Below are 19,893 nucleotides of genomic sequence, written 5' to 3'. Positions count from 1 at the left end.
TGATGCCCGGCAAAGAAAGTTATCTGCTCTGAATCAGAAGCTGCTAAAGGTCACACCCAGACGATAGGTCGGACCGTAATCTTCGTACTGAGCGTTGTACTTCTCTTTATTCTGGTAGGTGTAATAAGGCTCATCGGTGATGTTGGCGATTTCGAAATTCACCTTAACCTGCGGGTTAATTTCGTAGGCAGCACTCAGGTCCAGTTGCGTCTGAGCGGCCTGATAAATGTCACCGTCCTGTGAAGCAAGGTCATTCACTTCGAGCAGGTATTCCGACTTATAGTTGGTTGCCAGACGCAGCATCAATCCGTCTTTCTCATAGCCAATGACCAGGTTGCCGGTAATATCCGACTGATTGGGCAGATCAATCGTTCGTTCACTGGCTACTCCGTCAGCCCCTTCACCGTAGCTGCGGATATTCGCTTCGGAATCACTGTAGGTGAGGTTGGCAGACAGCAATAAACCATCGAACGGAGCAGGTAGCATCTCCAGGCGTTGTGATGCGGCCAGTTCAATGCCGCTAATGCTGGCGTCGTCGCCGTTGCTGTAGGTGGCAACTTCTTCGTAGTCAATAAAATCACCGCTGCCGGCGAGATCCGTTTCAAAAATAAAATCACTGATATCTTTGCGGAACACAAACGCTGACAGAGCACCGGCGGTACCGGTGAAGTGTTCAATGCCGAGGTCGAAGTTGGCTGATGTCATGGCATCCAGTGCCGGATTGCCCATTTCGGCTTCAGCGCTGCCATCGTCAGTGAAGCTTGGCGCCATTTGTTCAAATGTCGGACGCACAACAGAGTTCGTCCAGGCCGCGCGCAACTGGGTACTGTCATTCAGGCGATAGCGGGCCTGTACGGAAGGCAGTACATGGCTGTACTGGTTGTCATTTCTGTAAACGGAAAATACTTCGGCGTCGGCATCGTAGCTGAAGCCTTTAAAGTGGTGCTCTGTATCTTCATAGCGTACACCGGCTAACAGCAGCAACTCATCGATTTCAATATTGGCCATCAGATAAGCGGCGCTGATATCTTCAGTGATACGGTAGTCGGCGATCTGTGAAGCCTCGTCATCCAGCGCATCCGCTTTGTCCTGCACGCTGATCAGTTCATATATGGCATCAGCTGAAATTGCCGGCCCAAAACGGCCGAGTCCATAGTCTGGTTCTGCCGCAGCGACGTCGGCCAGGGTTTCATCGTTAAAGTCTTTAAATTTCCAGGCGTCTTCATTCTGGATTTTTTCCCGGCTGGCGTATTTACCCCCGAATTTAAACTGCGCCGGATAATCTTTCACAAACAGATCCCGGGTGATATCGAAGCGCAGACTGTTCTGTTCGTCTTCGGTATAGGCTTCGGTGTATTTCACTTTATCGATGTCGTAATTACTGGCGGCAAAGTATTCCGCCGGCGCCTGCAGCTTCGGCTTGCGGGTATTAGTGAAGCCCATATCATCGAAGGAGGACTCGAACACCGCGCCACTGATGCCACCAGGCTCATCTTCGTTTGCTTTGCTGTAACCCAGTGCGTACTCGATTGTCCAGTCGTCGATGAAATGTTCACCGCCGAAGGTGGTGGAAACGATTTCCTGCGTCTCTTCGCGGGCTTTCAGTTCACGTGCAACATCGGCGCTGCCGGTACTGCCGGCGGTGAGAGCATCTTCAAATTCAATGACGCTGGCCTGACGTTGTTCGTCGTCAGTGAAGCTGCTGTACAGGGTACGCAGATAGAGGTGGTTATTGGCGTTAACTTCGTAGTCAAAGTTCAGAGCCGCGCCGAGGCGTTCGCGTTCGATGCTGTAGTCGCGGATCTCGAAGGACTCCAGGGCGTCTTCATCCCAGGCACCACCGGTTTCGACATTGTCGGAGCCGAACTTACGTTTGTCGTAACTTAATGCGCCGGCGATGCCCAGACGCTGTCCGTTGTCGAAGGTCAGCGTGTTGCCGCCTGACAGACCCAGGGCCGGGCTGGATTGTTCAGTCAGCTCATCGTAGCTGCCTTCGACACGCATGGTGTAAAAAGAGCCTTCCCGGTCCAGCGCAGAAAGACTTTCCACTTCAATGCTGCCGCCAATGGCGTTGGCATCCATGTCAGGTGTCAGTGTCTTGGTAACCACCAGAGCGCTGATTAATTCAGAGGGCATAACATCGAGGGCAACGGCGCGACGACCCGCTTCCGGCGCCGGTAGCTGGGTGCCGTTAACACTGACAGAGTTAAGATCCGGACTGATACCCCGTACGCGCACGAAACGGCCTTCGCCCTGATCACGTTCAATAGATAAGCCAGGTACCCGCTGTAAGGCTTCAGCGGCGTTAGCATCCGGTAACTGGCCGATGGCGTCGGCCGTGATCACGCTGATGGTGTTGTCGGCGAAACGCTGGCGGTCCAGTGCCCGTTGTAACTGAGCGGCCTGACCAACCACCAGAACTTCTTCCACATCCTGAGTTTCCTGGTTCAGAGTAATGTCGATACTTTTGTTCTGATTGTCTTCGATGGTGATGCTACGGCGCTCAATTTCCTTACCGCCGATGGTAACCGTCAGGGTATATCTTCCGGCTTTCAGTTGCGGCATGCGGAAGCGTCCGGCTTTACCGGTCAGTACTTCACGGTTCAGCTCTTCAATGCGTATCACGGCATCACTGTAGACGGCGATATTCTTGCCATCGGCAACACGTCCTTCGAGGTTACCATCAGCGCAGACAGCAGGGCTGGTTGCTGCACCAGCCAGGGCGATAACAGCGGCCAATGGTTTCAGGCGGAAATTCATGGGTTTACTCCGGGATTTATTTTGAATCGCTGCGGACGCTAAAAAGAGAATATGTCGTTTATGTGACAGTCGTTTGCCAGCCGCGGTTTTTCACGGGCAAAGTGTGCTGATTTTCCAGCGTTTGATCTCAACTGACCTGTTTACTCTGATGACAGGTGGAAGTGCTGTCCCCGTATGGCTGAGATCATGGGGCTAAAGCCAGAATTTATATGCTTTTTCTGCACATTATGTGAGCCGATCTGACCCCTGGCTGAAATTTTCATTAACGCGGCCTTTGTCATATATGTGTCATTTATCCCTGATATTACCCGGGTCATATTTCGTCACGAGACATCCCAATGCTGACTACCCTGCGCTTACATCAGCACAAGCTGCTGCTTATTTTTGGTCTGGCTGTCAGTTCCCTGCTGGCCTGTGTTGTTATCGGCGACGCCAAACAATGGCGTGAAATCGATTGGCTGGATGTGCTGGGGGAAGGTGGTAGTGCAGTGGCCATTGCTGTGTGGATGGTACTGATTCTGGGCAGTCGACCGGCAGGGCGGGTAACGGATTTACTGACGCTGGGGCTGGGGCTGATGTTTCTGGCTATGTGGCAGGATAACCTTGATGAGTTTATTCGTCTGCCATCGGAGCAATGGTGGGATCACTGGCTGGAATCGGTCGCCATGCCGGTTGGTATCGGCCTGTTAACCTACGGATTATTTCACTGGCACCGTGAGCAATTAAGCATTAACCGCCAGTTGCAGAAGCGCGAAGCATTGTTCCGGGAACATCGTTTCATTGATGGTCTGACACAACTGGGGCGTGCTGATTATCTTAAACGTCAGCTGCAGCTGCAGTTCAATAAAAATCCGCAGCAACCACTGACGCTGGCGATGGTTGAGGTTGCCGGATACCGCAACTGTTTGCGCCGTATTGGTCATCGCGAAGGCGATCGTCTGCTGCGTGAAATTGCCGAAATTATGTTGCTGAATGTGCGTCCTCAGGATGTTATCTGTCGTTACTCGGGAGAACGCTTTGCCATTGTTATGCCATCGACCAGTGAAGCGCAGGCTGATCGCCTGCTACAGGAAGTCGCTGCGGCGGTGCGACACTTTGCTTTTAAAACCGGCAGTCCGTCGGTAACGCATTTTCAGCAGCTGGTTCTGTCGAGCGCGGAGTGCGGGCAGGCAATGGATGCAGATCATCTGATTGCCCGCGTTAATCGTGGCTTGCAGTCACAACCGGACGGCCTGGCGGTCAACCGTGTCGCGTGATTTGGTGCAGCCATGGTATGAGGCAGACGAAAAATATCTGCCGGCCCATTACCAGCCTGCCTTACTGATGGATCTGCTGCTGGCCCGGGATATCAGTAGCCACCGTTTTCTGCGTGCGACAGGTTTGTTTTATGACGACGTACTGGACGGCAGGCAAATAGTGTCACTGCAGCAGCTCAGTCAGCTGATCCAGAACGGAGACAGGCTGGTGGCTGATGGCGATCTGAGCTTCCGCTGGGGGGCCAATCTGTGGCCGGGTCATTATGGCACTGCCAGTCAGTTGCTGAGTCAGGCGCCGGATCTGCGTCGTGCGTTGAAGGTATTGGTCAGTTATCGGCGTGTTCTTTGTCCATTGCTGGTGCCCAGAGTGTATGAAGATGAACGCTACTGCTATATACAGTGGCTCGATGCTGCCGGTATGCAAAGCGAGCACCGCTTTATGGTGGAAGCCTGCATGACTGGCCTGAGTGCGATGACGGCCTGGCTGTCAGGGCGGGCATTGCCCTGGCGCTATGGCTTTCACTACCGGCGTCCGCAGGCCGACGAGCACTATCAGGTGAACTTGCCGGGTAACCATTTCTTTGAACTGGGAACCGATGTCATGATCATTGATCGGGTGTGGCTTGATCGTCCGTGGCCAAGAGCTTCTGTGACGGCTTTTCAGGCAGCCTGGCAAGGGGCAGCGGTCAGTGAGGAGCTGTTAAAACCAGCATTTTGTGAGCGCGTTTATGAACTTATCCGCAACACGGCAGATCACGAGATGTCGCTGACACAGGTCGCCGATGTGCTGGCCATGAGCCCTGCAACCTTTAAACGAAAGTTGAAAAAACACCACCGTACCTTTCAGCAGATCCAGGATCAGGTAAAACTGGATATCAGCCTGTATCTTCTGCATATGCGTGGCTATAACAATGAGCAGGTGGCGCGTCATCTGCAGTTCAATGATACAACCAATTTCCGTCGTGCATTTAAACGCTGGACAGGTCTGACGCCCAGCGATGTACGTATGCAGTTCCGCTTAGCGGATATCTGAAATCAACGATTTTCCAGCCGGTTATAGTCAAGCAGACCATAGTTCAGCGGATCGTGCTGGCGAAACCAGCGGTGTATGTCATCGCTGTGCTGCCAGAAAGCGTGGTCTGTACGGCGTACGGCAAAGCGATCAGCCATCGCTTCGTAGTCATCCTCATCTTCCATCGCCTCCAGCGTTGCCACAAAATCGCCCAGGCGAAAGGCAGACAAACGATAGTAGGCGGCGGGATAGGAGCCAAGTACACCGGGCACAATGGTGAGATAATCTTCTTGCGGTAAACGGTTGTCTTCTTCGTACAGAAGCCCCGTCAGATTGCTGTGGGCACTGTTACGAATCAGGGTAAACACGCGCGCGTCACCATGCATATCGTCAAGCATAAGCAAAGACAGTTCAGGCATTATTGTAGCGGCTTCTCCCCGGATACGATTTACCCGGCTCAGCGTGTTCAGCTCCGCTGGCAAGGTGTGCTCAGCGAGATCATATTTTGTATCCATAGCCTGCTTCAGTTGCTGTTCAATCAGCGTCAGCAGTTCTGTTTTCGGATGTTGGCTGCGGAACTGAATGCCAGGGTCAGACAGTACATGCTCTTCATAATTAACCAGATGTTCACGCACTCGCTCACTTGTGTCGCGATACCAGTAGTCGGCCAGTTTAATCCGCTCGGACTGCGGCAGTAGTGTCAGGAAATTGTATTCACCCTCCATGCGCAGAAAATCCATATACAGGCGAGTCATCAGCTGGTGGCCGATGTTGCCGTAAACATCGAATTCCGCGACCAGTAAATAATGGATACGCTCCAGCAGAGAGTAGTCAATTAACCAGGCGGTTTTCGGCTCCTGCCCAACCAGACCTCTGACGACGGTTGAACTGTCAAAATGGCGGAAAATAGTCAGTGCCGCGTTCGGATTGTGGCCGTCACCATCCCAGACCAGCTGAGTATTCAGTTCCCGACCGTCGGGAAAGGCTTTGACCAGAACCTGATTTTTGGCATCCAGATACTGATTATGTAGCCAGGAATACTCGATCCAGTTGGTGACGATTCCGGAATTACTTTCAGCTTCACCGGGCAGGCGCAGATGTTCACTTTGTTGTTTCAGAAATTGTGCGTAACTGTCGGTGCTTAAACGTTTGGGGTCGACGAACAAGGTCCAGAAGTGATCATCAATCACGTTCAGAGCCACCTGACCGCGACATACAGGACCTTTAATGAAGCCGGTGATGGTGAATTCCGCTTCCTGTAGCATAAAGCGATAGCGCGCCTCTACGGGCAGGTCGACAAATGCCACAAACGGATTAGCGGCGGTTTGTGGCGTGTAATCCGGCAGGGTCGCCACCTCATAGTCGGGCTGCAGGAAAAGGGTGCGGATCCAGTCCATCCGCTCTGCACTCAGCTGATAGGGCATATGGGTTTTGGCGACAATACTGGCGCTATTACGCATTAAGCGGTAATACACCTGCTTCACCTTTGGGTCATCGTAGGGGCGACGACTGGCGATCGGTTTTACCGGCAACCCGGGTGGGGTCGATGAGCGTACTATACGGAACCAGTGTTGTGGGCGAAGGCTGTGGCCGGTACCGTAGCTATCCCTGTTAAACAACGGTTCATCTGAAAAATACAGGCTGGCCAAAAACAAATGCTCGTACAGGTAGCGGCTGGTCAGCTGGCTCTTATTATCCTGCTGGTTGAGCAACGTTTCCCACTGGTTTATCTGCCGTTGAATATCGCTGGGCAGAGGTGCTTCATCTGCAAGAGGGGCACCGCTGGCAATCCAGCTGGTTAAGGTTTCAAACTCTTTTTCCTTTAATCCGGGAAGCGCGTAGGGCATGCCCCACAAGGGGTTTTCTGTTGCGTAGTGGTCAAATTCGGCGCTATCCGGGCACTGCTGCGGACGGTTAAGGCCCAGTGTGAATTCATCATCATCCAGTAATTTCCCGGCCGGTAGGGGGTGGCTGGCTTTCAGTGCCAGCATTCGGTAGAGAACGCTGTTCTGCAGGTTAATCGCTTCCGTCTGACTGCGCTCATTCAGTACGGTAGAGAACCCCTTATCACGCCACTCGGCGGTGGATTGCGCGTCGATTCCCAGACGACTTGGCTCAGCCGCCAGAATACGTGTGCCATCATAGACCTTCGCTTTGGAGGCGCCTCGCATGATGCCTTCAGCAGATGACAATTTGAGCTGACAGGGGGCATCGTAACAGCCGTGACAGACCACGCAGCGGTTTTCCAATATCGGGCGAACCTGATTGGTGTAGTGCCGGGCACTGTCTGATTCTGACGGCATGCGCCGATCGAAGATCTGAGTGTTACCGAATAGCTGATTAAAATCGGGCGCCATAACCGCACTGGCGCACCCGGCCAGAAGCAGCGAAACGATGAAAAGGCGAAAGCGCATGATCAGTTACCACTCAGAAAACGTGAACGATGATCGGTGATTATAGCGGTCATGCTGCACATTCAGTGCAGGCATAACCGCAACAGTCTGTTAACCGCATTCAGCCATCAGGCAGCTCAGGCGTAATCGTAGGGTCCGCCTTTCTGCAATGCCGTCTGGTAGGCCGGCAGGGTTTGCACCCGCTTCACAAAGGCGGCGATGTTCGGGAACTCTTCGGCCTTTATGCCCCGGTGCAGAGACGCTTCCAGTGGAAAAATCAGCTGGAAGTCGGCGCCGGTTAATTGATCGCCGGCAAACCAGTGATTGTTACCCAGATGTGATTCGATATAACGCATATTGTTGGCGAGGTTCGGCCCGACGTAGCTGTTCATTACCTTGTCGGCGATACCTTTGGCGATCGGCCGGATAAAGAAAGGCATAGGTGCTGTTTTGACCTTGTTAAATACCAGTGACATAACCAGTAAGGGCATCAGAGAACCTTCGGCGTAGTGTAGCCAGTACAGGTATTGCCAGTATTCTGCAGAGTCTTTTGCAGGCATAAAGCCTTTATTGTCGTATTTCTGCAGCAGATACTCGATGATCAGTCCGGACTCCGCAATGACCTGATCGCCATCGGTAATAACCGGCGACTTCCCCAGTGGGTGAATGGCTTTGAGGCTTGCAGGGGCCAGTGATGTTTTTGTATCGCGTTCGTAGTGTTTGATCTGATAGTCAACGCCCAGTTCTTCGAGAAGCCAGATGATGCGCTGCGAGCGGGAGTTATTAAGATGGTGAAGAGTAATCATGCTTGCCTCCTGTAAAGTGACGACAAGCATGAAGGACATTTTCACACCATGGCAGTGCCATTTGTGCCAGCGCAACCTGTGGTGTTATTTAAACTGAAATACTTTCAGTTGCTCCTGAATTTCATCAGCAATCTGGCTGAGAGACTGGCTGGCTTTTTCGATGTCAGCGCTGGTACCCAGTACCTCGTTGGATAAATCCCGTACTTCATTAACGTTTTTATCAATTTCCCGGGTTACCGAGCTTTGCTGGTCGGCAGCCACGGCAATACGCTCGCTCATACCTCCGACCTCATCGGTCAGTGTTGAAATCTCCCGCATCAGCTCAGCCGCAGCAGTTACTTTTTCCAGGCTTTTTTCCGTTGCCTGTTGTGACGCACTGGTGGATTGCTGAACGTCGTTCACACAGCTCTGCAGCGACTGAATTTTATTACGGATATCCTCGGTACTTTCCGCTGTACGTTGCGCGAGTGTACGTACCTCATCCGCCACAACGGCAAAGCCGCGACCTTGCTCTCCGGCCCGTGCAGCTTCAATGGCAGCGTTCAGGGCCAGCAGATTTGTCTGATCGGCAATGGTTCGTATAACCTCAAGTACGTCGCCAATGCCCTGGCTTTCAGCTTCCAGTTGTTGCATACGCGTCAATACCTGACTCATATTGGCAGACAACTCATTGATTCCCTGACGGACCTCAGTCGATACGGCGTCGCTGTCTCTTACCCGACGCAGAGTGTGGCGAATCTTTTCGGCTGCGAGTTCGGCATTCTGTGATACATCCTGAACCGATACGCTGACTTCGGTTGTTGCCGTTGCAGCGGAACTGACTTCTTCTGCCTGGCGGGTTATGCGTTGCCGCGTTTCTGCGGTTGTTTTATTCAGAGAATCTGAACTCATATTCAGCGCATAAACAGTGGTTTCCAGTGAGCCGAGAAACTCCCTGATCTGCATAAATAAGCCGTTCAGTGCTGCGCCTAATTCTGAAAATTCTGAGGTACCACTATCGTGAAAGGATGCACGCAGATCACGACTCTGTGCCAGTTTGCGTACCTGCCCGGTGAAGGTTTCAATCGGACCGGTAATACGCATGGCCATCCAGAAACCGGCAGCCAGGAAAGCACCGCCGAGCAGCAGGGCAATGATGAGCGTTGCCTTCAGCATACTGGACAACAGCAGGGTCAGACTTTCATAAGCTTCGTCTTTATTAACTTTACTGATCAGACCCCAGCGGCTACCGAGGAAATCAACGTAGGTATAAGCCGCGAGTACTTCGTTTCCAAGGTAGTCAGTTACTTCTGTGATGCCTTCCTGACCGTTCAGAGCGGCGCTATCAGCAGAGGTTCTGCTTGAAATCAGCCCTATAGCATTGCCACTCACCGCCAGTTCTTCGAGCGTAGTGTCATCACTGCCAAGGGTTTTCATTCTCTCAATAAAGGTTTGAGTATTTTCACTCAGGGCCCGACTCTGACTGCGTAACAGTTGATCAGACCCGACCAGATAGCTTTCTCCGGTGGTGCCATAGCCGGAATCGAGCCACTTACCGCCCTTGGTCATGATGCTGTTAATTTCGTCGACAGGCATCTGGAAAATCAGCACTCCGACGAGATTTGTGCCGGAATAGATCGGACTGGAAATAAATGATGCAGCGTCATGGTAGGACGGCACATAGGGTTCAAAATCCGTAAACGCAGCCTCTCCATGAGCCAATGGCAAGGCGGCTTTGAAGGCTTTAGCCAATCCGGAATCTTTGTAGGGACCCGTGAGCAGGGAGGTGGCAAAGTCGAGCTCTTTGAATACGGTGTAGATGACGTAGCCATTATCCGGTTCAACAATGAAAACGTCGTAGTACCCGAACTCACGCTGGAATTCAGATAAATACGGGTGAATCGTCTGGTGCAGTTCATCGTATTCAGTGCCGTTCATGGCACCGTTGAAATTATTTTTTTCACCGAGAGGATTGGGGTTGCGAGCGATGAAGTCGTTCTGCAGGTAACGGCTGTTGTCACTCAATTGTGCGTACAGGGCATCCGGCCCTGAGGATTTGCCTGCGTTCTTTTGCTGGTAGCGAGTGTCAAATTCACTGCGGTAGTAGGCTTTCAGAGCTGTTTCGTCCAGTTCTTCCCCAAGCTGAAGAGGATAATCAAAGAATGCATTGCGCAGCAGTGAAGATACTTCACGGATTGCCGGACTACTGGACAGGTTTACCACCTGATTCCTGATAAACGAAAGGTAGCGTTCAAGACTGTCTTTGCTCAGATTACGCTGGCTGATCAGGCTTTGCTGTACCTGCTTAACGACATTGTCTGAAGCGATGGATCGTGCTGACTGACTTATCCCCAGTGCCGTCAGACCGATCGCCGCAACGGTGATCAGCATCACACCAGCGATAACCTGATGTTTGATCTTCATAAAATGGTCCAACTTATTCGCAGTAATGAATACAATGCTAGTTCATATTGCGGAGTGCCTGTGTAAGTGACAGGTATTTCTGATCAATTTTAGCTATTAAATGTTTGATAGAGATTAGTTTATGGAACGTGTAGAACGTGATTTCTTCGCCCGTGATGAAGATGATCAGGAGGCTTTCCTGACCCAGACCTGGTGCAATAACTGTATGGAAGCCGATCTGGGAATGGTTGAACCGGTTGAGTTTGAGGTTGAAGGCGTTGTCTTTATCGAAGGTAAATGCGCTAAATGTGGTGAGCCCGTCGTAACTGAGATTGCCGACGAGACCACCGATGGTGAATGGGACGACGAATAAGCCGTTGTTCAGCAGCGGAAACTGCTGGTCAGCTCTTTAAGGCTGGCCGCAACCCCCTCGATATGGGCGCTGTTCTTTAATGAATGCTCTGCGCGTTCTCGTGACGCCTGGCTGAGCATCAGATTCTTGTCCATGGCTGTTTTAACGGCCTGGGCCTGTTGATCCTGGTCGGCGGCATTGCTGACCAGAGTCTCTACCGATGCTGCGGTATCCAGCATTGCTGTTGCAATCTCGCCCAGCCTTTGTGTTGCTTCCTCGGTTTGTGTCAGGCTGCCGGCTGTTTTTTCGCGGGTGAGCTGGGCACTGCGGATCATTCGCTCCGACGACTGGCGCAGCGCGTTGATCAGGCCCTGAATATCGACCGTTGCCTCCTGAGTTCTTTGTGCCAGCGTACGAACCTCATCGGCGACGACGGCAAATCCTCTTCCCTGTTCGCCTGCGCGCGCGGCTTCAATGGCTGCATTCAGCGCCAGCAGATTCGTTTGCTCGGAAATATCTTCAATCACCTGAACCATGGCCGCAATCGACTGGCTGCTGTTCTGTACCTCACTGACGGTTGTCGCAGACTGAGCAGCCGTGTCATCGAGATCACGTAACGTCTGCAGGGCAATGCCCAGATTGCGTCTCCCTTCCTGGGCTTTCTGGCTGGTACTGTTAATCTGGCTAGCAGTGTCGTCTGCGATGTGACTGACGGTGTTGGCAAGGCCGGTTAATTCTGTAATTGCCTGTGTGGCTGAGCGAATACCGTCCTGCTGCTGGACCATAGACTGGGTGTTGGCATGAATGTTCGACGTAATGACGTTGACGCCATCTGCAAGGCTTTGGCTGTCCCCCTGCAACTTACGGATAACCTGACACAGGGTATCGCTCATCAGATTGAAACTGGCGATGATTTCGCCAATAACATCATCACTCTGGATATCGCAGCGCTGGCTGAGGTCGCGCCGGTTCACGCTGTTGACGACCTGTGCGATCTGCTGCAAACGGCGGATCAGCAGTCGTTTCAGCAGCAGATAGTTAATAATTCCGATGCTGGTGCCGGCCACCAGGCAGCCAATAATAAACCAGCCTTTCATGCCCGGAAGGAAATCGACGAAAAAAGCGGCGTAAAGGGGAAAGATTGCCCCCATAGCAATGCCAAAGCCAAGGAAGGCGAATAGCAGATTGCGCAGAATACTCTGAGTCATTGCAGGTTCCTTTGCGGAGCAGGTCTTAAGTAAGACTAGCTGATCCGCAAAGAGCTGCGTTGAGGCTTAGCTTTGTTCTTTCAGATCGGCCTTGCGCCAGCGGGTGTAAAGCATGGTGGCAATGAACAGAACCATGGTGGACGCGGCCATAGCCCAGCCCCAGACATTGGCACCAGGAGTGAACGCCAGCAGGATGGCCAGCACGAAGTACAGCATCGACATGTACGAGAGCCACGCAGTTGTTGAATGCTTGCGCTTAATCAGGCCGGGAATGAACAGAAGCAGTGGCAGAATCTTGAACAGCCAGATACCGATGCCGGAGGCAAGATACAGCCACAGTTCCATATCGTTGTCAGGCGCACTGGCGAAGGTGGAAATTAACAGAATCAGCAGGGTGATCAGGTAGCTGGAGAGGGTAGCAATATACGCCTTCTCGGTTTTCATTTCGGTACTCCGTCATTCAGGCTGGTCAGGGCTTCGGCAAGACGTGCAACACGTTCACCCTGGGCCTGGCACAGGTTGGTTTCTGCTTCTGATAAAGCATTCTGGTTATTGTTGCCACTCCAGTGGCTGGCACCGTATGGCGTACCGCCGGACTGGGTTTGCAGCAAGCCGGCTTCGCTGTATGGAATACCGGCGAATACCATGCCGTGATGCAACAGTGGCAACGCCATACTCATCAGTGTGGTTTCCTGACCGCCATGCAACGACGAGCTGGAGGTGAATACACCGGCGGGCTTGTCGATCAGAGCACCGGTCAGCCACAGTGGACTGGTGCTGTCCAGGAAGTACTTCAGTGGTGCAGCCATATTGCCGAAGCGCACTGGCGAGCCCAGGATCAGGCCGGCACAGTGCTTCAGATCATCGCTGCTGCAGTACAGCGCGCCGCTGTCGGGAATAGTCGCTGCGCTGGCTTCGCAATCAGCCGATACCGCCGGTACTGTTCGCAGGCGGGCTTCCATGCCGCTGATGCGTTCAACACCACGGGCAATATGGCGTGCCATGGCTTCCGTTTTTCCATGACGGCTGTAGTACAGAACAAGAACATAAGGCTGAGCCATTACAGGATCTCCAGAACCTGCTGTGGCGGACGACCGATACGCGCCTGATCTCCGTTGATTACAATCGGACGTTCAATCAGCTTAGGAAAACGACACATAGCCGCGATGATGTCATCATCACTCAGAGACTGATCATCGAGACCTGCTTCTTTGAATTCAGCTTCTTTGGTACGCAGTAACGCCCGTGCGTTGATGCCGAGCTTGCTCAGTACAGCTTTAATGTCCGCAGCAGAAGGGATGTCTTTCAGGTATTCAACCACCTCAGGCTCAATGCCTTGTTCCTGGAGCAGCGCCAGAGTCTCGCGGGATTTAGAGCAGCGTGGATTGTGATAGATCTGAATTTCGCTCATGCTTGCGTATATCCTCAGAATGAACAGGGTGGCTTTCTGAGCAGAGGTGACTCGCTCAGAGGTTAGTTTTCCCGGCATTGTATCAAAGGAATGGCTGTATCAGATGATAAACCCGCAACCAACCCCGGAATCCACGCAAACGTTGCCGCGCTGGCGCATGACGCTGGACGTCATCTGGTGGACATTACGTCGTTTCGAGGGCGAACAGCGCCGGCGGGATGCTGCGGCGCTGACCTACACCACGCTGTTTGCTCTGGTTCCCATGATTACTGTGACTTATGCCATTCTCAGTGCGATTCCATCGCTACAGAGCTGGGGAGCGGATGTACACAGTGAATTGCTGAGTTACCTGATGCCCGAGGGCAGTGGGGCTGTATCGGAATATCTGGTGCAATTCAGCCAGCAGGCACGCAAGCTCACCTGGGTGGGGGTGCTGTTTCTTTTTATTACTGCATTTATGCTGCTGCGTACCATTGAGATGCAGTTTAATCGCATATGGCATGTCGATAAGCCGCGTTCCGGTCTGCAGACCTTTCTGCGCTACTGGGCAGTGCTCAGCCTTGGCCCGCTATTGTTCGGCGCCGCCCTGGCTGCCAGCTCACTGGTAGCATCGCTGCCATTGTGGAGCAATTTTTCCAGTGTACCGATGCCGGTAAAAGTGGTGCCATGGTTACTCAGCAGCAGTGCCATTACCGCTATTTATCTGCTGGTTCCAAACTGCAGAGTGCCCTGGAAAGACGCGCTGATAGCGGGTCTGATCGTGTCGACGGTATTTGAAATCGGTAAGTTTCTGTTTGCCCGCATGGTCGGGTTATTTCCCTCTTATCAACTGATTTACGGCGCCTTCGCCGCGGTACCACTGTTTCTGTTGTGGGTGTATCTGGCGTGGACCATTCTGCTGTTTGGCGCAGAGTTAACCTTCAGCCTCAGCCATTATTCACCGCGACGCATTACGGTACCGCTACTCTGGCAGCGGCTGCGGGTCATTCAGACTGTGTGCTCCCGCCAGCTGCAAGGCGTCGCCAATGACGAGGCATCGCTGGCCGTCGCTATGCCCGATTTGTCGGCTGATATGGTCAGTGAGCAGCTCGAAGCCTGTCGTCGTGTCGGCGTTCTGACAATGTCCGCCGATGGCAACTGGTACTGGTTGCTGGACAGTCATTCCACGCCGATGCGACGCATCGTTTCTGACCTGCCGCTGGAGGCCTTCGCCGAGCAATTACCGCCTGCAGTCTTACTTGCGGAAGATCTGCGTTCGCATTGGTTGCAGTGGCAGCAGCGCTGGTCTGAGGCGTTGGATACGCCGGTAGCGGAACTGCTGACGATTTCTCAGTCTGGCGACTGAAAGCGATTCTGTAACCCGGCACTGCCATGACATCAGGCAAGGTTGCCGGGTCGCATTCATCATCTGCCTTGGTTAGAATCGCCGCCTTGTTGACCAGGAGGTTGCCCTTTTATGAAAGCGTCATTGCAGGATTCTTCACCGGATATTTCAGCACCATCGGTATCGCTGAAAGTGCATCCGTGGCGCTCGTCTCTGTATGAAGAACTGCACAACCGGCCATCTCCGGTGATTGAGGGTAATTGCCACGTAACCCATTTTACAGTGCTGATTGATAACAACCGCGAAGACCTCTACCAGCATGTTGCAGATCTTTGCCGTCGTTACAGTGTGCCGCCACCGGCACCCGAATCCTCCTGTCTGTATCAGGATTTTGGTGGTTTTGAGATGCGTTGGGAACGTCATACAGAATTTGCCAACTTCACATTCATCAGCCCCAATACCGAACCTTTCGATCCTGATGCGCTGAGCTTTGTTCCACGCGACTGGCTGGCGACTATGCCCGGTGAACTGGTTGTTGCGGTTAATCTGGCACTGGTGGATCAGGCACCGGACGACAAGCAATTGCATCGCTGGTTTGAAGGGCAGCGTATTTCCGGAGCCTGGGTTGCGGATGAAAAAGCGCAGGTCTGGACAGCGTTCAAGCTGCACAGTGATGGCCTGGGGCGGATTGTTGCCTGCAATCACGGATTAACGGCCTACCAGGCGGGGCGCCTGGTACAGCGATTGTTTGAACTGGAAACCTATCGCCTGATGTCGCTGCTGGCACTGCCGGTGGCGCGACAGATGGGTGGTGAGCTGAGCCGCATTGAAGACAACCTGGCGACGCTTAATCAGAGCATCTCCGATATCGAAGCGGATAAAGATGAACGTATTCTGTTGCAGGAGCTGTCGCAGCTGGCAGCGGAAGTGGAACGCCATCGGTCGAACACGAATTTCCGATTCTCAGCGGCGGTTGCCTATCATGATCTGGTGCGTGACCGCTTACGTCAGCTGCGCGAAGGTCCGATAGATGGCATGCAGAGCCTGCGTGAGTTTCTTGAACGTCGACTGACACCCGGGATCAAAACCTGTAACTCAGTGCGTGACCGTCTGGAAGATCTGTCGCGTCGTATTCACCGTACGACCAGTCTGTTGCGCACCCGTGTGGACTTGTCTATTCAGGAGCAGAACCAGCACCTGTTATCGTCCATGAATCGTCGCAGTCAGCTGCAGTTGCGCTTGCAACAAACCGTAGAAGGCTTGTCGGTTGTGGCGATTGGTTACTACGTACTGTCGCTGCTGGAAATCGCTTTTATGGGGCTGAAATCGGCGGGTATTCCCATTAATTCGGATATGGCCAAAGGCATTGCCTTGCCCGTGGTGTTGGGGGCCGTGTACTGGGGCGTTCACAGTATACGACAGCACATCACTCGACGTTCTCGTGGTGGTGCCGGGGATACGGCGGAAACCGAGCCGGATGCGGCGGCAAAAAAATGACGGTGAGCGGCCATTTATGGCCGCTTTGCTTTTTAAGTTATTGAAAAATATAGAAATACCCGTGCTGGCTTAGTAATTGCTGTATTCACTGCAGACATTGACAGTGAAGCAGAGGTTGGCGTGGATATTAATAATTCCTCCGGTGGTTATCAGAGTCTGTTGAGCATGCTGGGCCTGCAGAGCCAGGCAGATAGCAGTGCCACAACGACCACCACATCACCATCCTACGGTGCCGTTGACTACAGTGACGGCGATCGGGTTTCAGTCTCTTTGCGCGCCGAAAAGTTAAGTCGTATCAGCGCAGAATTTTTCTCCGGTGCGATTAATTCCAGCCAGATTCCGGCGCTGACCGAGCGGCTGTATGAAAATGGTTTTCTCTCTGCGGATGAATTTCAGATGCTGGGAGGGCAGACGCAGACGGTATCGGCGATAACGGAAGCTTCGAATTTTCTCAATCGTTTTATTCTGGATGAGTCCGTTGATGGCGATAGCGATGCCGCACGTGCGCTGTTATGCGTGGTCGCCGTCATTGATGGTATGGATGAACCCACAACGGGTGTTAAGCGTCGCCAGGAAAGCGACGCATATGACTATGTGGCCAACTATACTGATTTGCTTAAGGAAGCCGAGGCTCCTGCCGATATTATTGCTGGCTTTGAAAATGTGCTCGATGTTTTGTCAGCGCTGGATAAAGTCCGGAAAACAGAACAGTCGACAGGTGCACTGGCGAGTTACGCCAGCGTTCAGGAAGCATACGATGAGTTGTATAAAAATGCGTAAATTATTGCCAGCGGTCATGGTTTCTTGCCTGCTCACGGCACAGGCCAGTGCTGATGGCTTTTACTGGGCCCAGGAAGGAGCAGGTACACCGGATTCAGGCTCAGGGACATCGTTCCGGCGTAGCCAGATGTCGCTTACGCTGCCACTGGAAAATAAAAAGCGTCAGACAGAATCTTTTAAAAGTAGTGTTCATCTGGATATTACGGAATTTGACTGGGAAGGCACGACGGCCTTAATGAGCGAGTATTACTGGCTCTCTGTGCCGATGGAATATCGGCAGAAACGCGGTCGGAATGGAGAGTTTATAATCCGTGCGGAGCCCGGATTTATGACGGATCTGAACGTTCTTGATGGTGATAGCCTGGCTATGAATGTGGATCTGATCGGTCGTATTCACCAGCGTTCCGGAGCGTATTGGGAACTGGGTCTGACCGTCAATCGTGAGTTCGGTAACTTCAGTCCGCGACCGGTTATCGGCCTGGCCTGGAAACCTACCCGCGCTACCGAAATGTTGCTTGGTTTTCCGCGTACCCTGATTCAGACGCGCTGGTCACAGGAAGTGAATACCTTCCTGCACATTCGTCCGGAAGGTGGTGCGTGGCAGGAAGAAATTGTCGGGCAGACAGGTACCTATCGGGCAACCTATACCAACTGGAAGCTGGGTGTGGGCGGGGAGTTTCACTGGCGCGGCGCTATGTGGCTGCGGGGGGAAATCGGTCAGTTACGAAATCGTCGGGTGAAGGCCACAGATGACACAGGAACCTCGGTTGCTGCCAGCCCGGGTGCAGACCGTTTCTGGCAGCTTGGCGTAGAGTTCCGTTACTGATTGCTCTTAATATCGCGTGCCCACTGACGCATGGAGGTCTCAAGCGTTTCCATCGGTAGTGGGCCACCTGTCAGCAACGCAGAGTGAAAGGCTGCCAGATCAAAACGGGCGCCCAGACGATCTTCCATTTCCTGGCGCAGGGCACTGATGCGGAATTGACCCATCTTTGCCGACACTGACTTCCCGGGATTCAGAATGCATTCCTCCAGCAACGCCTCACTCTCTGCAACAGACAGCGGAGTCTCGCTGGTCATCCAGGCCAGAGCCTGCTCCCGACTCCAGTTTTTAGCGTGAATACCGGTATCCACAACCAGCGCAGCTGAGTCGCGTAACTCGTTCAGCAGCTGTCCCAGCAGTTCTTCCGTGCTGTTGTGCATTCCCATTTCAACGGCGAGCTTGTCGGCATAAAGCGCCCAGCCCTGACTGAATGCTGGTGCTGCACTGATGCGGCGGAAATCAGGCAAGGATTCATTCTCCCTGGCGACAGCGGTGCTCATATGCAATCCGGGCAGGGCGTTGCGATACGCCAGTGAAGCCTGACGCTGCTGGCTGATATCGTTCATTTTCTCCGGGTTCAACACCAGTAGTCCGGGACGCGAGCCATCCAGATATTGGGCTTCATAGTGTATTGCAGGGTCCAGCCAGGCCTGATTGTCAGGAACAATTTTGATGCCAAGTGGTGTCGCAGGAATGTCGACAAAAAAGTACGGTATACGCGCAGCCATATCGGCGATCAGTTTTTTCTGATAACCAATAAATTCGTCACGCCCGGCATCGTTATCTGTGTAGTGTTTCTGCTGACTGTTGATCCAGTCAAAAATCACATTGTTTGGATTTTCAGAAGGAATGGTCAGACCGGATTTAGCAGCATGTCTTTTCAGTAACTGCTGCACCCGACTGACTTCCGCCAGACCAATCTGATGGATGTCGTTGGCATCCATCTGGCCTCCACTGTAGTGCCCGAGCAGCAACTGGTAGTAGCGCAGCCCCTCGGGTTGCTCTCCAAGGGCGACGCGGTTCTCGCTGAGTTTATGCTGCTCATCCAGCAAGGTAAGCAGTGAGCGGTAGGCAGGTGCAACGTCATCCTGCAGTGCATTACGCGCTTTTCGTTCTAACAGTCTGGCCGTCGACGGGTAGAGGTGGAGGGCATCCAGTTTTTGCTTGAAATCGGACCACAGCGGAGAAAGTTTGCTCCCGCTGGTGAAAGGTTCGCCATCAAGAATCGCTTCGATGGTGGCGCGAACATCATCGTAAACAAAATCCGGTGCGACAAATCCTTCGTCGGACGCGCTGCGGATATTCTCTTCCCAGCGTTTGAACAGTTGCGGAATCTCCTCTAATCGGCTGATGTAGTCGTGCGCTTCCGGAATACTACTGATCGGATGATGCAGAACGAGCGTGCGGGCCACTTCTTTGTGCCAACCGTTCTGGTCGTTCAGGCGGATAACATACTGACTGAATGGTACCTGCAGCAGGCGATATTCCAGTGTATGCAACAGCGCCTGGTAGCTGGCTTTATCGCTATCACTGAGCGCATCCTCGCGTACGCTGCTGAGATCGTTACGTAGTGACTGCCAGCGGGCGACCTGATTTTCATACGCCTCGGGGGAGATGTCATCCCAGTCAAACTGGCCTGATAAGCCCAGCTGACTGCGCAGCACCGGACTATGGTCCAGCTCCGTCTGATAAAAGCGTTCAAATACATCCGTTACCGTTTGTCTGGCCTGATCGGTTTCGGCCTCAGTTGGTGGCGGCGGCAAACCATCGGTTGTCACCGGTACCTGACTGCAGGCAGAAAGAAAACCGCTTAAATGGATGATGACCAGAGCCGGAATCAGGTAACGATGAAGCATGAACAACCTATGCGGAGCAAAGAAAGGTGCGGC

The 19,893-nt window shown here is 53.0% G+C and carries 16 protein-coding genes; 7 read left to right on the top strand and 9 right to left on the bottom strand.

Annotated features, from left to right (window positions below; all coding sequences use genetic code 11):
* Positions 1-33 precede the first annotated feature (33 nt).
* Positions 34-2,760: a TonB-dependent receptor gene (locus tag I9W95_RS06825; RefSeq protein ID WP_225673201.1), complete on the bottom strand. Its 2,727-nt coding sequence runs from the start codon at positions 2,758-2,760 to the stop codon at positions 34-36.
* Positions 2,761-3,098: 338 nt separating this feature from the next.
* Here I9W95_RS06825 and I9W95_RS06820 point away from each other — a divergent pair, with 338 nt between their 5' ends.
* Together I9W95_RS06820 and I9W95_RS06815 are read left to right on the top strand one after the other, a co-directional pair.
* On the top strand, positions 3,099-4,016 hold the full coding sequence (locus I9W95_RS06820) for a GGDEF domain-containing protein (protein WP_225673198.1): 918 nt from the start codon (positions 3,099-3,101) through the stop codon (positions 4,014-4,016).
* The gene (locus I9W95_RS06815) at positions 4,006-5,049 is read left to right on the top strand and encodes an AraC family transcriptional regulator ligand-binding domain-containing protein (RefSeq protein WP_225673196.1); all 1,044 of its coding nucleotides are present in this window, start codon (positions 4,006-4,008) and stop codon (positions 5,047-5,049) included. Before I9W95_RS06820 ends, I9W95_RS06815 begins: the two co-directional genes overlap by 11 nt.
* A gap of 2 nt (positions 5,050-5,051) precedes the next feature.
* On the opposite strand, the gene I9W95_RS06810 is transcribed toward I9W95_RS06815, so the two are convergent.
* The 3 genes from I9W95_RS06810 to I9W95_RS06800 form a co-directional block, all read right to left on the bottom strand.
* Entirely contained in the window at positions 5,052-7,442 is a 2,391-nt protein-coding gene (locus tag I9W95_RS06810) for a fatty acid cis/trans isomerase (protein ID WP_225673194.1), read from the bottom strand.
* Between the two features lie 116 nt (positions 7,443-7,558).
* Entirely contained in the window at positions 7,559-8,227 is a 669-nt protein-coding gene (locus I9W95_RS06805) for a glutathione S-transferase family protein (RefSeq protein ID WP_225673192.1), read from the bottom strand.
* Between the two features lie 84 nt (positions 8,228-8,311).
* Positions 8,312-10,630 carry a methyl-accepting chemotaxis protein gene (locus I9W95_RS06800; protein ID WP_225673190.1) on the bottom strand — a complete coding sequence of 773 codons (2,319 nt, stop codon included), beginning with the start codon at positions 10,628-10,630 and terminating at the stop codon, positions 8,312-8,314.
* A 121-nt stretch (positions 10,631-10,751) separates the two neighbouring features.
* On the opposite strand from I9W95_RS06800, the gene I9W95_RS06795 reads away from it, so the two are divergent.
* Positions 10,752-10,982 (top strand): hypothetical protein, encoded by a 231-nt coding sequence (locus tag I9W95_RS06795; RefSeq protein WP_225673188.1) that lies wholly within the window; start codon positions 10,752-10,754, stop codon positions 10,980-10,982.
* Positions 10,983-10,990: 8 nt separating this feature from the next.
* Here the strand turns inward: I9W95_RS06795 and I9W95_RS06790 are convergent, their stop codons facing one another.
* The 4 genes from I9W95_RS06790 to arsC all read right to left on the bottom strand — a co-directional run bounded on the left by I9W95_RS06790 (position 10,991) and on the right by arsC (position 13,580).
* On the bottom strand, positions 10,991-12,169 hold the full coding sequence (locus I9W95_RS06790) for a methyl-accepting chemotaxis protein (RefSeq protein WP_225673185.1): 1,179 nt from the start codon (positions 12,167-12,169) through the stop codon (positions 10,991-10,993).
* A 66-nt stretch (positions 12,170-12,235) separates the two neighbouring features.
* A complete protein-coding gene (locus I9W95_RS06785; protein ID WP_225673183.1) occupies positions 12,236-12,613 on the bottom strand; it encodes a DUF2069 domain-containing protein in 378 nt (125 codons plus the stop codon).
* Positions 12,610-13,230 carry an NAD(P)H:quinone oxidoreductase gene (gene wrbA / locus I9W95_RS06780; protein WP_225673181.1) on the bottom strand — a complete coding sequence of 207 codons (621 nt, stop codon included), beginning with the start codon at positions 13,228-13,230 and terminating at the stop codon, positions 12,610-12,612. The genes I9W95_RS06785 and wrbA overlap by 4 nt, the downstream gene beginning before the upstream one ends.
* Positions 13,230-13,580, bottom strand: coding sequence for an arsenate reductase (glutaredoxin) (gene arsC, locus I9W95_RS06775; protein WP_225673180.1), 351 nt, complete (start codon positions 13,578-13,580; stop codon positions 13,230-13,232). The genes wrbA and arsC overlap by 1 nt, the downstream gene beginning before the upstream one ends.
* A 103-nt stretch (positions 13,581-13,683) precedes the next feature.
* On the opposite strand from arsC, the gene I9W95_RS06770 reads away from it, so the two are divergent.
* The 4 genes from I9W95_RS06770 to I9W95_RS06755 all read left to right on the top strand — a co-directional run bounded on the left by I9W95_RS06770 (position 13,684) and on the right by I9W95_RS06755 (position 18,007).
* Positions 13,684-14,925 carry a YihY family inner membrane protein gene (locus I9W95_RS06770; RefSeq protein ID WP_225673178.1) on the top strand — a complete coding sequence of 414 codons (1,242 nt, stop codon included), beginning with the start codon at positions 13,684-13,686 and terminating at the stop codon, positions 14,923-14,925.
* A 111-nt stretch (positions 14,926-15,036) separates the two neighbouring features.
* The gene (locus tag I9W95_RS06765; protein WP_225673176.1) at positions 15,037-16,401 is read left to right on the top strand and encodes a DUF3422 family protein; all 1,365 of its coding nucleotides are present in this window, start codon (positions 15,037-15,039) and stop codon (positions 16,399-16,401) included.
* 120 nt (positions 16,402-16,521) lie between these two features.
* Positions 16,522-17,181: a hypothetical protein gene (locus I9W95_RS06760; protein WP_225673173.1), complete on the top strand. Its 660-nt coding sequence runs from the start codon at positions 16,522-16,524 to the stop codon at positions 17,179-17,181.
* A complete protein-coding gene (locus tag I9W95_RS06755) occupies positions 17,159-18,007 on the top strand; it encodes a DUF6268 family outer membrane beta-barrel protein (protein ID WP_225673171.1) in 849 nt (282 codons plus the stop codon). The genes I9W95_RS06760 and I9W95_RS06755 overlap by 23 nt, the downstream gene beginning before the upstream one ends.
* Here I9W95_RS06755 and I9W95_RS06750 read toward each other — a convergent pair.
* Positions 18,001-19,860: a DUF885 domain-containing protein gene (locus I9W95_RS06750; protein WP_225673169.1), complete on the bottom strand. Its 1,860-nt coding sequence runs from the start codon at positions 19,858-19,860 to the stop codon at positions 18,001-18,003. The genes I9W95_RS06755 and I9W95_RS06750 overlap by 7 nt on opposite strands.
* Positions 19,861-19,893 lie beyond the last annotated feature (33 nt).

The sequence above is a fragment of the Thalassolituus marinus genome (assembly GCF_020320395.1).
GTDB classification, from domain to species: Bacteria; Pseudomonadota; Gammaproteobacteria; order Pseudomonadales; family Oceanobacteraceae; genus Venatoribacter; species Venatoribacter marinus.
This window is presented reverse-complemented; position numbering and strand designations above follow the sequence as displayed.